Source organism: Clostridium sp. UBA1056 (assembly GCA_002316385.1).
Taxonomy (GTDB): Bacteria; Bacillota; Clostridia; order Clostridiales; family Clostridiaceae; genus Clostridium_J.
Window position 1 is genome coordinate 93,158 of record DCDL01000060.1, and the last position, 16,269, is coordinate 109,426.

Sequence of the window (16,269 nt, forward strand, 5' to 3'; positions counted from 1 at the left end):
TTTTAAGGCCTCCTAGGGCAGTTCATAAGCTACCTTAGGAGGCTTTAAAATTTATAATAGATTCCATTTTAAATTTCCAATAGCCCTATTTTAGCAACAACATTATCTAATAATCACCTTAAAGAACAAGGGTTTATAACATTAACTGAAAGTTATTTAAGAGTTAGGTAATTCTTATTGAACCGCAGTGTATCGAACGGTATACACGGTGGTGTGAGAGGTCGCTGAATAAAATAATTATTCAGCTCATACTGGATTGTATTTGGAGTATAATTTAAAGATAATGATAATGCATACTTGTAAAGTTTGTAAGCCTATAATGCATCATTTATATTTATCCTATTTCTCAAAGCCGTAAAGCCAGTTAGATTTAAGATAATATATTAAAAAGATTATTGAGATTAGTGACCAAGTTAAAGGATAAGCCCAGAAAATCACATATATTTCTGGTATTAAGTGTGTAACTATAGTTATGTAGAGTACTCGTATAATACACCAACAAGATAACATAACTAACATTGGTACAGTAGATTTTCCTGCTCCTCTTAAAATACATGCTAGACAATGTGAGAAGGCAAGACATACACTTACTCCTTGAGCTATAACAGTGGCAATGGCAGCTCCAGCTACTCCCATTTTAAATACAACAACAAATAATAAATCGAGAATAACATTTATTATAGAAGATGTTATGAGATAATACAGAGGAGATTTACTGTTACCAACTGCTTGAAATATACCACTTGCTGTATTATATAAAACAACAGTAATTTGTTTATAGATTGGACCTTCTGTCATTAACGTTGATTTTGAATTCATTTTATGATACCAGCTACAAAAAATATTATACTATAGTATTACCACTTCTAAATTTACTTGGAAGTAGTTACATAATTTAACCTAGAGCTTATTTTTCTGCATAAATGCAGGAATACTTTCTGCAAAAAAATTAACAAAGATATCTTTAAATTTTTGGTCTTCTTGTTTTAAAACTCCAAGAGAATATTGCATTGCAACGCCATCTAGGGCGGCTATTAAAATAGAAGCAAGGCTTTTTTTACAGTCTTCATTTTCAATGCCAAATGCAAAAAAGTACATGTCTGCTACTTTGTTGATTATTTCATTATAATCTTGTTTAAGACTTTCACTAAGTGATCCACCCTTTGATAAAACATAACCTATCAATAAAACTAAAAGACGTTGCTCATTAACCTTTGACATACGTTCTCTAATTTTAGTGCTAATCTCATTTAACATATTTTCAGTGCTCTTAAGATTACTGCATTCATCTCTTTCAGAAAGCTTTTGAGCAAAGTACATAGCCTCCCTTACTGCATGGTAGAATAGCTCATCCTTGTTCTTAAAATGATGATAGATGGCACCAGTAGTAAGACCTGCAGCTGATGCTATTTGGCGCATGCTTGTTTCTTCAAAGCCATTTTCTATAAATACGCTAATCGCGGCGTCTAAAATACGTTGTTTTTTTTGATTTTGTTGAATAGCGGTCATATTATTCACCTCATTTATAGATAGTATATCATATTTTTACAGTAGTGGAGGTGAATTGTTAAGAGATGAGAAGTTAAAAACCATATTATTATTTGTTTTCAGAATATAAATACTATTTAGAGTGTTAATCTATTGACAAAGAAAATTAAGTGTTATATCATAAACATAACAGTTGTTATGTTATATTATGGTTTGGTTGCATATAATATACTAATTATGTAACATGATTAAAATTATATATGAAATGGGAGAGGGGATATATGGAGGCATACAAAGTTTTAGAGATTAAGCAAAGTGTTTTCGAAAACAATGACCGTCAGGCAGAACTACTTAGAGGGGATTTAAAAAAGGAAGGAGTCTTTTTATTAAATCTTATGTCATCACCTGGTTCAGGAAAAACAACAACTGTTTTAAGAACAATTGAAGCCTTGAAAAATGAAATGAATATTGGTGTTTTGGAAGCAGATATTGATTCAGAGGTGGATGCACATAAGGTTTCACAGTCTGGTGTCAAAGTAATTCAGCTGCATACAGGAGGAATGTGTCATCTGGATGCAGATATGACAAGACAAGGTTTAGAGGGGCTTGGAACTGAAAATGTTGATTTTGCAATACTAGAGAACGTTGGAAATTTGGTGTGTCCTGCGGAGTTTGATACTGGTGCATCAAAGAATGCTATGATTTTAAGCATACCAGAGGGAGATGACAAACCTTTAAAATATCCTTTAATGTTTTCAATAGTTGATGTTTTACTTGTTAATAAAATAGATGCAGCAGACTATTTTGAATTTGATCTGGAGGCAGTAAAAGAGCGAGTAAAAAAATTGAATCCTAATATTAAAGTTATTCCAATTTCAGCGAAAACTGGAGAAGGAATTAAAGAATGGATTGATTGGATACGTACAGAAGTAAACTTATGGAAAGTAAAATAAGAAGAATAACATGTAAAATAATTAGAAGATTCTAAAAGTAATAGCTGATTAAAATAGTTTTATATAAAATTGACGTATATAATAATCAGCTTCTTTCGGTTATTTTTGTTTTAATAACTTAATATATCCTAAAGTGCTGATTATTTTTTATGTTTTATCTATTAGTAAAGAGTTTACTGTTTTTATAACCTACTATAAATATACATTAAAATTTATGGATTTACTTATATCTAACATATAATTATTTTTGGGGGGATAATATATGGTTAAGGAAAAGGTACTTGATCTTGCAAATCACATCAGCAATAAGAAACGTGGCTCGAAAAATGAAATCAAAGCGACAGATCCGGAGTATATGATTCTTGAACCTGTTGTTACAGAGGAAATGGCCGAAGTAGTACTTTGTATGGAAATACGTAAGAAGGTTACAGCTAAAGAGGTTGCTCCTTTATGCGGTAAATCTGTGGAAATAACAACAAAACTCTTGTTAGAATTAGCAGATGCAGGTGTTTGTTTTGTAAATGAAATTGATGGAGTGGATACATTTTGGTATGAGACCTGGGTTCCTGGTATCATGGAAATGATGGTTAATAATAAGAAGAATGTTAAAAAGTATCCCCAAATTCCTAGAGCTTTTGAAGCTTATGGAAGAGTAAGAGGACCTAAGACAGCAGGTAGCTTTCCTGTAGGTGTAGGTCTTATGCGTGTTATTCCTATAGAACATGCTATTGAAGGTGAAACAAGAAGAGCATCCTATGAAGAAGTTTCTAAGTATCTTAATGACAATGATATTTTCTCAGTTTCAGATTGTTCTTGCCGTACAGCAAGAGAAGCCATGGGAGAAGGGTGTGGTCACCTGAAGGAAGATATCTGTATTCAGATGGGGCATGCTGCAGAATATTATATACGTACAAAGAGAGGTAGGCAGATTACTCGGGAAGAAGCCTTTGAAATTATTAAAAGAGCAGAAGAAAATGGTTTAATGCATCAGATACCTAATTTGGATGGTTCAGGTAAAACTCATGCTATTTGTAACTGCTGTGGATGTTCCTGTCTATCTTTAAGAACTGCTAGTATGTTCATTAATGCAGATATGGTACGCTCAAACTATGTTTCTAAAGTTGACAAAGATAAATGTGTTGCTTGTGGTGAATGCGTTCAAAATTGCCCTGTTAATGCATTACAATTAGGCCAAAAATTATGTTCAAAAACACCAGTTACTACTGAGATAAAAAGAACAGAAACTCCAAGGGATACAGAGTGGGGTCCTGATAAATGGAATCCTGATTATCGAACAAATAGAAAAGATGTAGTTGATACTGGTACAAGTCCTTGTAAAACCAATTGTCCAGCTCATATTGCTGTTCAAGGTTATATTAAACTTGCATCTCAGAGAAGGTATAGGGAAGCTCTTGAGCTTATCAAACATGAAAATCCATTTCCTGCAGTATGTGGACGTATTTGTCCAAGAAAATGTGAATCAGATTGTACTAGAGGGGATATCGATGAGCCGGTTGCTATTGATGAAATCAAAAAATTTATTGCTGAACAAGATTTAAATGTTAATCACCGATATGTGCCTAAGCGTAGACATGAATACGGTAAAAAAATTGCTGTTGTAGGAGCTGGTCCTTCAGGTCTTAGCTGTGCTTATTTCTTAGCCATCGACGGTTATAAAGTAACAGTGTTTGAGAAAGAAGATGTTCTTGGTGGAATGTTGACCTTGGGAATACCTGCTTTTAGACTTGAAAAAGAAGTTATAAATGCGGAAATCAACATATTGAAAGAATTAGGTGTTGAATTTAAGACAGGTATTGAGGTAGGGAAAGATGTGCCTCTTAAAGAGTTAAGAGGCCAAGGATTTAAAGCCTTTTATATTGCAATTGGTGCTTGCACAGGAAGGAAGCTTGGTATAGAAGGTGAAAATGTAGAAAATGTTATTACAGGTATCGATTTCATGAGAGATGTAAACTTGGGTAAGGATTTAAAACTTGAAGGTAATGTAATCGTAATCGGTGGAGGTAACGTTGCTATAGATGTTGCAAGAACAGCTACAAGAATTGGGGATACACAAGTTAAAATGTACTGCCTAGAAAGTTGTGAACAAATGCCTGCGCTTCCAGAGGAAATTGAAGAAGCATTATCAGAGGATATTGAAATTAATAATTCTTGGGGACCAAAGAGAATTATTGTTGAAAATGGACGTGCTACAGGGGTAGAGTTTAAGAAATGTCTTTCTGTATTTAATGAGAACGGAAAATTTAATCCAACATATGACGAAAATAATACAGTAATAGTTAAGGCAGATACTATATTGCTTTCAATAGGTCAGGGAATGGATTGGGGTAAACTTTTAGCAGATAGCAAAATTGAGCTTAATAGAAATAACACCATTAAGGCAGATCTAGTTACATTACAGACAGGGGAAGCTGATGTTTTTGCTGGTGGTGATGCATTAACAGGTCCTAAATTTGCCATTGATGCTATTGCCTTAGGTAAAGAAGGTGCAATTTCAATTCATCGTTATGTCCAACCAGGACAAAGTTTGATTATTGGTCGTGACAGAAAAGAGTATCATGCTTTAGATAAGGGAAACTTAGAACTTCAAGGATATGATTGTAGTTCAAGACAAAGTATTGGTCATGTGGATGGAAGTAAATCAAGAAAAACCTTCAAAGACTTACGTGGAACTTTTACTGAAGAGCAGATTAAAAAGGAAACAGAACGCTGTCTTAGCTGTGGTGCAACGGTTGTAGATGAATTTCTCTGTGTAGGATGTGGTCAATGTACAACTAAATGTAAGTTTGATGCTATTTCTCTTGTAAGAAAATATGACGGTGAGGGTGTAGCCTATGAGGATATAAAACCAGTAGTTATAAAACAAATTCTTAAACGTAAGGTGAAAATTACAACTAAAAAGGTAAAAAAACTCTTTAAATAATTTAGGGGTATTAGAAGTAGGTAGTTTTATATTTTGAATTGTACTATTGGAGGTGTGTTTCTTTGCATGAACTTGGAGTTGTAATTGAAGTAGTGAAGACTGTGGAAAATTTCGCTCGAAAAAACAAGCTGACAAAAATTGATACAGTTGTTTTGCAAATTGGAGAGCTATCCTCCATGGTTCCTAAATATATAGAAGCGTGTTATCCGGTAGCAATTGACGGTACAATGCTAGAAGCTACAAAATTGAAGGTTGAGATACTTCCAGGGAATGTAATATGTAAAAACTGTAATAAGGTCTATAATCTTATTCAAAATAGCAAGGAATGTCCTTATTGTAAAAATAAAAGCTGGGAATTATTATGTGGAAAAGAGTTTTTAATTAAGGAAATAGTTGCTTATTAAAATAAATGAAAATTTTATAAAGTAATTTTAAGATTTAAAAAGGGGTAGAGGGTGAATAAAATGTTTGAATTTAATTATGTTGAAGGGGCAACAATGTTCACTGCGTGGGGAATGTGGTTTGTTGTTTTTGCAGGGTTGTTTCTATTTAATGAATTTTCTAGAAGACAGAAATGGGCAGGATTTTTTAGCTTTGTTATTTTACCAATTATTTTAACAATTATTTGGTTTACTGTTTTAAAGGATGTTACGTATACTGACTGGTTTCACTTAGCTAAAGTTTATTCTGCAACAGCAGGATGTATTGGTTTTTGGTGCATTCGTCATATTGAGAAAAAGGACAAAATCACTGGGGAGGTGGTTTGGAGACTAGCTGATAATAAAATTGCACTATGTTTTCCACCACTGATTCTTGCCATTAATATCCTAGAGGCAGTTGTAAGGGATATTGAGGTAGGATCCACATATTGGATGATGAATTCAGGTGCCATTGAAGGGGAAGTAATAGGTGTAATGGGCGGTCCTTGGAACTATATGAATGCAGCTGCAGGGATACTAAATATAATTGCCATAACTGGTTGGTTTGGAATAGTAATTAGAAAAGAAACTAAAAAGGATAGAAGCAGAGATATGTTATGGCCAGATATGCTTTGGTTCTGGATCATTGCATATGATTTATGGAATTTTGTATACACTTATAATTGCATACCTACTCATTCATGGTACGCAGGTTTTGCATTGCTTCTTGCACCAACCATTTGTGCTTTTACTGTTGGAAAGGGGGCTTGGCTACAGCATAGAGCTCAGACCTTGGCTATATGGTGTATGTTTGCTCAGACTTTTACGAATTTCCAAGATGCAGGAATGTTTGTAGTTAAATCAACCTACAACCCTACTATTTACACAGCTTTAAGTGCTCTATCGCTTGGAGGTAATATAGCTGTATTTATTTATATGATATATAAAGTAAATAAAACAAAGAGAAATCCATATAAGGAAGAACTCTACACTGACCTTGATAAGTTCAATGAAATCAAGATGATGGTATAAAATAATACTTATTCATAGTATAAAAATGTAGGATAAAATCCTACATTTTTATTTAAGTTAAACACAAATATATTATATAGGTATTAACATAAGTGCACTACTTTTACTAAAGGAATGTATTATATTAAGCTTATTCAGTAGCTCCTATAGTTTTGTATGATAACTAAATTAATAGAGTTATACGTATTTTTTTCTACTAAGTTATTAATAGAGAAACTTAATTGCACTCCATCCCAATGGATAAGGAGATTTAATTATTAAACACTAAAACTATTTTAATGTTCCCTCAGACTATGGTGTGAGGGAATTTTTTATTTTGGATGTACACATTTACATAAAAATAAATAATATTCCAATTGGAGATTATATTAACAAATAAATTCTATTTAAGCAATAATTATTTTTCTTAATATTTTTTAATAGAGTAGCATTTTTATCGAAAAATAATGATTTAATCATTTAAATATGTAGAATTATTATGTATAATGTAGCTAAATGAAATAATATTTCATATAAAAATGAAGGAGAAGGTGATTATTATTAGAACTAAATGGATATATACTTTAATTATAATTGTGGTTGCAACAATAATTTGTTTAGCTACATATAGCGAAAATATAATAGTGGCTAAGGCTGAAGATAATGAATTAATTAATAATAAGCTTAAAGCACCTTTTTATCCATGGGATAATGAATTGCCTAATATAGAGACACCAGAGGGATTTGATTGGAGAGAATTTCAAGGCACTACCCTTAATTTTGTAGTAGAAAATAATATAAATGCTAATATTCTTTCTAGGGAATGTAGAAAGTTTACAGAGAAAACAGGTATTAGAGTAAATATTAGACCAATGGATTACACTACAATGATAAATAAGATAAACAATGATTTTATATCTGAAAGAGGGAAGTTTCAACTTGTTTATGTAGATCCATACCAAACTCTTAACAGATTTTATAACAGTCTAGAAGATTTAAATTTATATAATAATGATCCTAATATGCCCCATATACCGGGTGGAATTGATGACTTCTTTGATGATCAGGTAAATATTCTATCCTATTTTGGAGATAAAACTAAGCTATGTACAATACCTTTTGATACTACAACTATGATTTTTTTCTATAGAAAAGATATTTTTGAAAAATATAAGGAACAGTTTATGGCGGACAATGGATTTGATTGGACTCCAGGAGATAAGAATTTCACTTGGGAAAGGTATTGTATTGTTTCCAAGTGGATTGATGAAAATGTTCCAGATGAAGAAGTTAAATATGGAAGCGCACAAATGGCTCAATTGCATAATTCATTATATTGTGATTTTTCAAATGTTCTTGCATCCTATGGGGGAAATTATTTTGATGATTCTTATGTCAATACATTAGGCGTAGAAGAACCTAAGATGATTTCAGTACAAAATGATAAATTTGAAGATGGATTAAGTATGTACAAGAAGATGGTAGAGGTGGGAGCGCCGGATAGCATTAATTGGAATTGGACAGATACTGCAGAAGCATTTAAAAATGGTGAAATTGCAATGATGGCAAACTGGGATGAGAATGTGGCTGTAGTAGAAAATCCTAATATATCTAAGGTTGTAGGTAATGTAGGGTATAGCATATTACCATATGGGGATGCGAGAAGTGCCAATATATATGGAGGGGCAGGCATAGGAATTAATAGCGATGCTACAGAAATTGAAAAGAAGGCTGCCTGGTTATTCATAGTTTGGGCTACAGCACCTCAGACACAAATTATGGTTTTAGGGGAACCAGAGGGTGGAAGTATGCCACCGAGAAAATCTGTGTACAATAGTATGGAGGTACAAAATATCATAGAAAATGTAGAAAACAATACAAATGAAATAAACAATTTAAACCACTTACCTACATTGTTAGAGGTTTGGGAAGTAGATAATGTATATTTTAGATCTAAGATAAGTAACTTTTATTTTGTAGAACAAATAATTATTAATAATGTAAGAGATATGATGAACAATGATTTAGATCCTAAGGTGGTATCAGATAAAATCTTTGAAGAATTGAATTTGCTACAATGAATAGTGGGGATAAAATGAAAGCTACATGGATTAGAAAGAGCTTTAAAAATAAGTTGTTAGTTACTTTTATTTTGTTAGTATTTATACCTATTGGATTTATATATATTATTTACAACAATGTGATGAAATCTATTATTACTACAAAATATAGTGAATCTGCAAAGCAATCTGTATACGAAGCAGGAAATAATATTGATTTCATAATTGATAGCATTGCAGACCTATCAGATATGGTTGTAACTAATAGAGATTTTATAGAAAACTTGAAAGATTCATCATTGGAAAGTCATGAGGAATTAAATAATATACTGAGAAATTTTTCTACTACAAATGAGCAGGTAGACAGTATGTCCCTTATAGCTAAAGGTAAGATTTATGATGTGGGAACTATTAAAACTTATGTGGAAGAAGGAAGGGATATTAGAAATATTAATAAAACCCATGGAGAGTTAGTTTGGATTGACACAATTCCTGTTAAGGTTAAGATATTGTCAGGAGAAATTACTAAGAATTATTTTTCTTTAGGAAGAAAGGTAATAGATTTAAATAGCTTAATGGACATGGGAACAATATTTATAGATGTGGATGAAACAATATTAGAGGATTCTTATAAAAATCTTATCACAGAGGAAAGTAGCGAATTATTTATTTGTAATTCCAAAGGTCAGATTATTAGTCATTCTAATAAGGAAATCATAGGGAAGAATATAGGAGATAAAAATTATGCATTAGAAGTGCTATCATCCAATAAAGATGCGGGTTCAATAGAGTTTACCGATGATGATGTTGAAAAGGTATGTATATATTCAAATATTACTTTGCCTAATTGGAAAATTGTAAAGATTGTATCTAAGGAATATCTATACAAAGAAATTACAAATATGCAGCGATATATGTTTATAGGTGGAACAATTTATGTAATTATAACTATACTAATTTGTTTATTCTTTTCGTCACAAATTTCAAGGCCTATGGTGAGTATGAAAAATATGATGAAGAAGGCTGAAGAGGGAGATCTAGATGTACGTATAAATGTGGATAGAATTGATGAGCTAGGGGAACTTGGAAATAGTTTTAATAATATGATTGGAAAGATGAATGAAGTTGTTGATAAGCTAGTGGAAGAGGAAAGATTTAAAAAAGAATTAGAACTTGAGACATTGCATGCACAAATTAATCCACATTTCTTATATAACACTTTAAATACTATAAAATGGATGGCTAAGATACAGGGTGATAAATCTGTAAGTAATGCAGTAACTTCTCTAATAAAACTCTTAAGGGTAAGTATAAACTTAGGAAAGGAAATGATTACTTTAGAGGATGAGATAGATTATGTTAGAAATTATATAAATATACAAAACTTAAGGTTTAATGAAAAAGTTAACATTATTTATAACATTGATGAAGAATGCCTTAAGTGTACAATACCTAAACTAATTTTACAGCCCATTGTAGAAAATTCCTTGATATATGGTATTAGGGAAGATGAAGAAGAGGAACCATTAGAAATATCTATAAAGGCATGTATAGAAGAGGATAATTTAATTATTCTTGTAAAAGATAATGGACCAGGAATTAGTGATGAGGATATAGAAAAAATTTTTAGTAAAGAAAAGGATGTAAACAAATTTAGTAAAGTTGGATTAAATAATGTAAATCAAAGAATAAAGCTCTATTGTGGCGAAGAATATGGAATTAACATAGGAAATAGAAGTAAACTAGGTACTTACGTTAAGGTAGAGGTTCCTAGAATTATAATGAGTAAACCTGCTGATGACTTTTTAATAGATAAAGAGGGTGATGAAAGTATATAAGGTTTTAATTGTAGATGATGAGGTTCTTGTGAGAGTAGGGTTAAAATCCACAATAGATTGGAATAGCATAGGCTTTACAGTTATAGGTGAGGCTCCAAATGGTGAAAAGGCCTATGAGATGTATAAGCTATATAACCCAGATGTAATTATAACAGATATAAAAATGCCTAAGAAGGATGGTTTATGGTTAACCAAAGAAGTAAGGAAAGAAGATAGCTTAACTCAAATACTTGTGTTGACCTGCTATGATGATTTTACAAATGTAAGACAAGCATTAAAGTGCGGAGCTAATAATTATATTCTTAAGTCAGAGGTAGAGGATGAGGAACTAATAAGTACCATGCTAGAGGTAAAGAGAAATTTAGATGATATGGATAAGGAAGAGTTAGGTAAGGATAAGGCTAGTGAAACTTTAATGAAGACTAAAAATCAGCTTATAGATTATCTTATAGATGGTTCAAGTTCCTTTGAAGAGATAGACCTTGAGGGGTTTAAACAGGTAGATTTTAGTATTAATGGAGGGAAATATTCTATTTTAGGTTTGTTTCCCGAATCAACGGATATGGCTATTTCTATTGAAGGAAAAGAAAGTAAAAATGTGAAAAATGCTATGGTAGAGATTATAGCATGGATATTTTCTAAAGAGAAAATACAATGTCTTGTGAAGGGACAGGGAGATGGGCTTTTATATTTTATTTCTAAGGAAAATATTAAAAATAGTGAGGTACAGGAGGTAATTAAATATATAAAAGCCACTGTAATTCAATACTTTAATATTAAGTTAGATGTAATCTATACACCTATATTTGATAATCTTAGGGAATTTCCAAATAAATTTAAGGAATCTGTGGAAAGAAGTAAAGACATATTCTATTTACCCTTAAGTTCTACACTAGAAGCAAGACCAAATAGAGAACTAAAGGATATAAATATGTTAAAATTCGAAAAGCATTCCAAGAGTGTTCTTATAAATTTTATAGAAGAAGGAAACATAGAGGAAGGTAAAAGTTATATTTTTTATATAGAGAAGGAAATAAAAGGTTGTAAAATATCAGAGTTATCATGCAAGCTTATGTACTGTAATATTGTTATTAGTATACTAGAGAAGTATGAGGAGTACTTTGAAGGAAATGATTATGAGACTTTATATCAGGGGTATTACAATAAAATTATGAATTCTACTAAAATTATGTTTATATCAGAATTAATGTGTAAGTTTATAGATGAGATATCTCAGTTAGTTTTACGAATAAGGGATGATCAGAACTCTAAATATATAATAAATAAAGTTGTTGAGTATATTGAGAAAAATTATTCAAGCAAAGTTACATTAGAAGATATAGCTGTTCATATTAATCTATCTAAACAATATATATCATTTTTATTTAAAAAGGAGACAGGGGTAAATATTTCTTCTTATATTATCAATCTTCGTATAGATAAGGCAAAGGAAATGATTATTAAAGGTGAAGATAGTATGAAAGTGATTTATCAAAGAGTAGGATTTACGGATCAACAATATTTTTATAAGACTTTTAAAAAGGTAACAGGATTAACTGTAGGTCAATACAAAGACAGCATACAAAAATAAATAAAGTGTAGCACATAAATACTATTTAACTATGTTAAGTAGTATTTTTTTTATAAAATATTAGTATTGGTGAGAAAAATGTTGAAAAATATATAAATATGTTACACAAATATATTAATATATTACACAAAAAAATTAATATATTACACAAAAAACTTTGTGAAAAATTAGGTAAGAATAATTTACACAAAACCAAGGTTATTTTCCATTATGGGTTAATAACTTTTTTATTATAATTAAGCCATAGATTGAAATTAAAAGTTCACAAGGGGGGATAAAGGTGGAGAGCAATATACCAAAGCTAGAATTAAAAGGTATACAAAAATTTTTCCCAGGGGTAACTGCATTAGCTGATGTAAGTTTTTCTGTTAAAAAGGGAACAGTTCATGTGCTTTGTGGAGAAAATGGAGCAGGAAAATCTACACTTATGAAGATAATAAATGGAATGCACCAGCCTGATGGTGGAAGCATTCATATAGATGGTAAAGAAGTTAAGATACAGAATCCTATTGAAGCTCGTAAGCATGGTATTTCTATGATATTTCAAGAGTTAAATTATATACCTGAAATCACCATAGAAGAAAGTATATTTTTGGGAAGAGAGCCAGTAAATAAACTAGGGAAAATCAATTGGAAGAAGATTAGAAAAGATACAGAAGAGCTTCTAAAACAAGAAAATTTACCCTATTCTCCAACAACTCAGTTTAAAGATCTTACAGTGTCAGATATACAGATGCTAGAGATACTAAAGGCTATGTCTTATAATTCAGAGGTTATTATTATGGATGAGCCTACATCTGCAATTACTAGAAAAGAGGTAGGAGTTCTGTTTGAAAAAATTGCTGAATTAAAAAGTAAAGGTGTTAGTATAATATACATATCCCATAAAATGGAAGAAATCTTTAAAATAGCTGATGAAATAACAGTTATAAGAGATGGAGTTGTTATTGATACTAAGCCAGCCAGTGAGCTAGATATAGACAAGGTTATTTCTCTTATGGTAGGTCGTAAAATTACTAATGCTTATCCTAAGGAAGATATTAAAATTGGAGAAACCATGTTAGAGGTTAAAGGATTAACTGATGGTAAGCACTTTGATGATATCAATTTCCATGTAAAAAGAGGAGAAATCGTAGGTTTCGCAGGTCTTATGGGAGCAGGTAGAAGTGAAGTGGCTAGAACAATATTTGGACTAGATCCATACCTGTCAGGTGAGATTAAAGTCAAGGGTAAGAAAATAAAAGTTAAAAATGTAAAAGACAGTATTAATAATGGCATTGTTATGCTGTCAGAAGATCGTAAGAGATATGGAATTGTAGGAATTAGAAGTATAACAGAAAATGTATCCATATCTAATTTAGAGAAATTCTTTTATAAGGGTCATCTCCATAGTAAAAAAGAGATTAGTAGTGTATCAAATATATGTGAAAGAATGAAGGTTAAAAGTCCTAATTTAGAAACCTCCATTGATTCTCTAAGTGGAGGAAATCAGCAAAAGGTAATATTTGCAAAGTGGATGCTTAGAAATCCAGATGTTCTTATACTTGATGAACCAACAAGAGGAATCGATGTAGGAGCAAAGTACGAAATATATAAACTAATAACAGAACTTGCAAAAGAAAATAGAGCAGTATTAATAATAAGTTCCGAATTGCCAGAACTTATAGGTATGTGCGATAGAATCTATGTTATGGCATCTGGAAAAATAACTGGAGAAGTAGATAGAGAGAACGCAACACAAGAAGCTATTATGAAATTAGCTACAAGGGGGGAATAGAAGGATGAAGATGATAGATATTAGACATAAATGGTCAAAAACCTCAAGTAAATATAGTATTTACGTTGTATTACTTGCTATGTTTATGGCATGTTCTTTAATCAGTCCTGTATTTTTATCAACAGAAAACTTAACAAATATATCAAGACAAATATCTATAACAACTATTATTGCTTTTGGTGAAACAATTCTAATTATATGTGGTCTTATAGATTTATCAGCAGGTTCAGTTCTGGCTTTGTCAGGTCTGCTTTCCGTTGCTGCTTTTAAAGCTACAGGTTCATTAGAAATAGCAGTGCTAGTTGGAGTACTTGTAGGTGTTCTTTGTAACTTTATCAATGGGATAATGGTAACTAAGTTTAAAGCACCTCCATTTATTGCCACATTAGCTATGCAAACTGTAGCAAGAGGTGCAGCTCTGTTATTTACTAATGGACAAAATATTTATCAAATAGGAGACTTTATTGTCCTAGGACAAAATTCTATAGGATTTATTCCAATTCCTGTAATATTTATGGCTGGAATTACTCTTTTAACTTGGTACATTTTAAAACATACAAAGCTAGGCAGATGTGTTTATGCTGTAGGTGGTAGTGAAGAGGCTTCAAGAGCTTCAGGAATAGATGTAAATAAAACTAAGATGAAAGCTTATCTTATAAATGGTATATTTGTTGGAATTGCAGGAGTATTATTTATGTCTCGTGTTAATGCTGGACTTCCTAATGCAGGTATAGGAGCAGAATTTGAAGGAATGACAGCTGCAATAATTGGTGGAACAAGCTTCACTGGGGGAATAGGAACTGCAGGTGGAACTCTTGCAGGGGCATTCATTATGGGATTCTTAAACAATATAATGAACCTAGTAGGAATACAATCTTATATGCAACAAGTAGTAAAGGGAGTAATTATTGCTTTTGCAGTAATTTACGATATAAAATCTAAAAACAAAAGAGAAAGCAGAAAACTAGGCAGTATTGATGATAAAACCAAAGGTAAAAACGTAGTAGAAAGCAAAGCAACTTCTGTTTAATCTAAATCAAGTTAAAGTAAAAATCAAATTAAAATCAAAAATAATATTATTAGGGAGAGACAATTGCTATGAAAACAAAAAAAATACTAGCTTTAGCCATGTCATCAATATTGGCATTATCACTTACTGTAGGATGTTCTAATACTTCAAAGGAGGATTCATCTGCAGAAGGTGAAAAGACTTATAAAATTGCATATATTGCAAGAGCTCAAGGAGATTCTTTTGCTGCTTGGCTTGCAAATGCAGTAAAGGATGAAGTAGGTGAAAACTATAAAGATGTAAAGGTAGATATATTTGATGGAGATAGTAAGAATGAAGTTATAGCAGCTCATATTGAGAATGCAGTTACAAAGAAATATGATGCAATTCTTCTTCAACCATTTGATTCTGAAGCACAAGTAGCACCAGCTATGGCAGCTATGGATAAAGGTGTTAAGGTTATTACCGTAAATAATCGTATTAATGATAATGATAGAGCAGCAGCAGTAGATGCAGATCCAGTTGATCAGGCTGCTAAAAATGCAAAGCTTGCTTTAGAGCAAGTTCCTCAAAATGGAAAAGTTGTAGTTCTTATGGGACCAGCAGGTAACATGCATTCTGATAAGAGACGTGAAGGATGGGAAAAAGAGTTCTTTGCTAAGAGACCAGACGTTAAAATCTTAGATGAACAAATTGCAAACTGGAACAAAGATGAAGCAATGAGATTAATGGAAGACTGGATTCAAACTCATGGAGAAATTGATGCAATAATATCTATGAATGATAACATGTGTGTAGGAGCTCTTGAAGCAGCTAAAGCAGCTGGAAAGACAAATATATTATCTTATGGTGTTGATGGAACAGCTGAAGCTTGCTTAGCTATAAAAAATGGTGAAATGACATCAACAACTCTTCAAAGTGCTTACGAGCTTGCAGAAAAAGCTGTTAAGCTAACATATGATGTTATGACTGGTAAAATAGAGCGTGATACTATAATGGTAGATTGTCCATTAATCACAAAGGATAATGCTGATGAGTTTATAGAAATTCATAAAAAAGCAGGTAATATAGACTAATAAAAAATGTGGACCTTGTACAGTTTTGTGCAAGGTCTATAGTTGAAATTAATTTAGGCATCTTCAAAAAATTAATAAGCCAGAATGCTCGTCTATTTTGTGTTAT

At 31.7% G+C, this 16,269-nt stretch carries 12 protein-coding genes; 10 read left to right on the forward strand and 2 right to left on the reverse strand.

All coding sequences use genetic code 11. The annotated features are described in order from the left end of the window. Positions 1-339: 339 nt before the first annotated feature. Together B3W71_RS16995 and B3W71_RS17000 are read right to left on the reverse strand one after the other, a co-directional pair. The gene (locus B3W71_RS16995; protein WP_414632046.1) at positions 340-819 is read right to left on the reverse strand and encodes a polysaccharide biosynthesis C-terminal domain-containing protein; all 480 of its coding nucleotides are present in this window, start codon (positions 817-819) and stop codon (positions 340-342) included. An 81-nt stretch (positions 820-900) separates the two neighbouring features. Beyond that, the gene (locus B3W71_RS17000) at positions 901-1,509 is read right to left on the reverse strand and encodes a TetR/AcrR family transcriptional regulator (RefSeq protein ID WP_346890122.1); all 609 of its coding nucleotides are present in this window, start codon (positions 1,507-1,509) and stop codon (positions 901-903) included. A 260-nt stretch (positions 1,510-1,769) separates the two neighbouring features. On the opposite strand from B3W71_RS17000, the gene hypB reads away from it, so the two are divergent. The 10 genes from hypB to B3W71_RS17050 all read left to right on the forward strand — a co-directional run bounded on the left by hypB (position 1,770) and on the right by B3W71_RS17050 (position 16,163). Then, a complete protein-coding gene (gene hypB, locus B3W71_RS17005; protein WP_346890123.1) occupies positions 1,770-2,441 on the forward strand; it encodes a hydrogenase nickel incorporation protein HypB in 672 nt (223 codons plus the stop codon). 262 nt (positions 2,442-2,703) lie between these two features. Beyond that, positions 2,704-5,382: an FAD-dependent oxidoreductase gene (locus B3W71_RS17010; protein WP_346890124.1), complete on the forward strand. Its 2,679-nt coding sequence runs from the start codon at positions 2,704-2,706 to the stop codon at positions 5,380-5,382. A gap of 62 nt (positions 5,383-5,444) precedes the next feature. Next, positions 5,445-5,786 carry a hydrogenase maturation nickel metallochaperone HypA gene (locus tag B3W71_RS17015; RefSeq protein ID WP_346890125.1) on the forward strand — a complete coding sequence of 114 codons (342 nt, stop codon included), beginning with the start codon at positions 5,445-5,447 and terminating at the stop codon, positions 5,784-5,786. Positions 5,787-5,846: 60 nt separating this feature from the next. Further along, entirely contained in the window at positions 5,847-6,833 is a 987-nt protein-coding gene (locus B3W71_RS17020; protein ID WP_346890126.1) for a DUF5692 family protein, read from the forward strand. 530 nt (positions 6,834-7,363) lie between these two features. Then, positions 7,364-8,893, forward strand: a complete 1,530-nt coding sequence (locus tag B3W71_RS17025; protein ID WP_346890127.1) for an ABC transporter substrate-binding protein — start codon at positions 7,364-7,366, stop codon at positions 8,891-8,893. 14 nt (positions 8,894-8,907) lie between these two features. Beyond that, positions 8,908-10,710 (forward strand): sensor histidine kinase, encoded by a 1,803-nt coding sequence (locus tag B3W71_RS17030; protein WP_346890128.1) that lies wholly within the window; start codon positions 8,908-8,910, stop codon positions 10,708-10,710. Next, on the forward strand, positions 10,697-12,301 hold the full coding sequence (locus B3W71_RS17035) for a response regulator transcription factor (RefSeq protein WP_346890129.1): 1,605 nt from the start codon (positions 10,697-10,699) through the stop codon (positions 12,299-12,301). Before B3W71_RS17030 ends, B3W71_RS17035 begins: the two co-directional genes overlap by 14 nt. 280 nt (positions 12,302-12,581) lie before the next feature. Next, positions 12,582-14,078: a sugar ABC transporter ATP-binding protein gene (locus B3W71_RS17040; RefSeq protein WP_346890130.1), complete on the forward strand. Its 1,497-nt coding sequence runs from the start codon at positions 12,582-12,584 to the stop codon at positions 14,076-14,078. Positions 14,079-14,091: 13 nt separating this feature from the next. After that, a complete protein-coding gene (locus B3W71_RS17045) occupies positions 14,092-15,108 on the forward strand; it encodes an ABC transporter permease (RefSeq protein WP_414632047.1) in 1,017 nt (338 codons plus the stop codon). Between the two features lie 68 nt (positions 15,109-15,176). Continuing rightward, positions 15,177-16,163 carry a sugar ABC transporter substrate-binding protein gene (locus B3W71_RS17050; protein WP_346890132.1) on the forward strand — a complete coding sequence of 329 codons (987 nt, stop codon included), beginning with the start codon at positions 15,177-15,179 and terminating at the stop codon, positions 16,161-16,163. The last annotated feature ends 106 nt before the right edge of the window (positions 16,164-16,269 follow it).

Bases quoted from the DNA above. Each gene is read 5' to 3' on its own strand.
- B3W71_RS16995 (WP_414632046.1), bottom strand. From the start codon at position 819: ATGAATTCAAAATCAACGTTAATGACAGAAGGTCCAATCTATAAACAA.
- B3W71_RS17030 (WP_346890128.1), top strand. From the start codon at position 8,908: ATGAAAGCTACATGGATTAGAAAGAGCTTTAAAAATAAGTTGTTAGTT.
- B3W71_RS17020 (WP_346890126.1), top strand. From the start codon at position 5,847: ATGTTTGAATTTAATTATGTTGAAGGGGCAACAATGTTCACTGCGTGG.
- B3W71_RS17035 (WP_346890129.1), top strand. From the start codon at position 10,697: ATGAAAGTATATAAGGTTTTAATTGTAGATGATGAGGTTCTTGTGAGA.
- B3W71_RS17050 (WP_346890132.1), top strand. From the start codon at position 15,177: ATGAAAACAAAAAAAATACTAGCTTTAGCCATGTCATCAATATTGGCA.
- B3W71_RS17000 (WP_346890122.1), bottom strand. From the start codon at position 1,509: ATGACCGCTATTCAACAAAATCAAAAAAAACAACGTATTTTAGACGCC.
- hypB (WP_346890123.1), top strand. From the start codon at position 1,770: ATGGAGGCATACAAAGTTTTAGAGATTAAGCAAAGTGTTTTCGAAAAC.
- B3W71_RS17010 (WP_346890124.1), top strand. From the start codon at position 2,704: ATGGTTAAGGAAAAGGTACTTGATCTTGCAAATCACATCAGCAATAAG.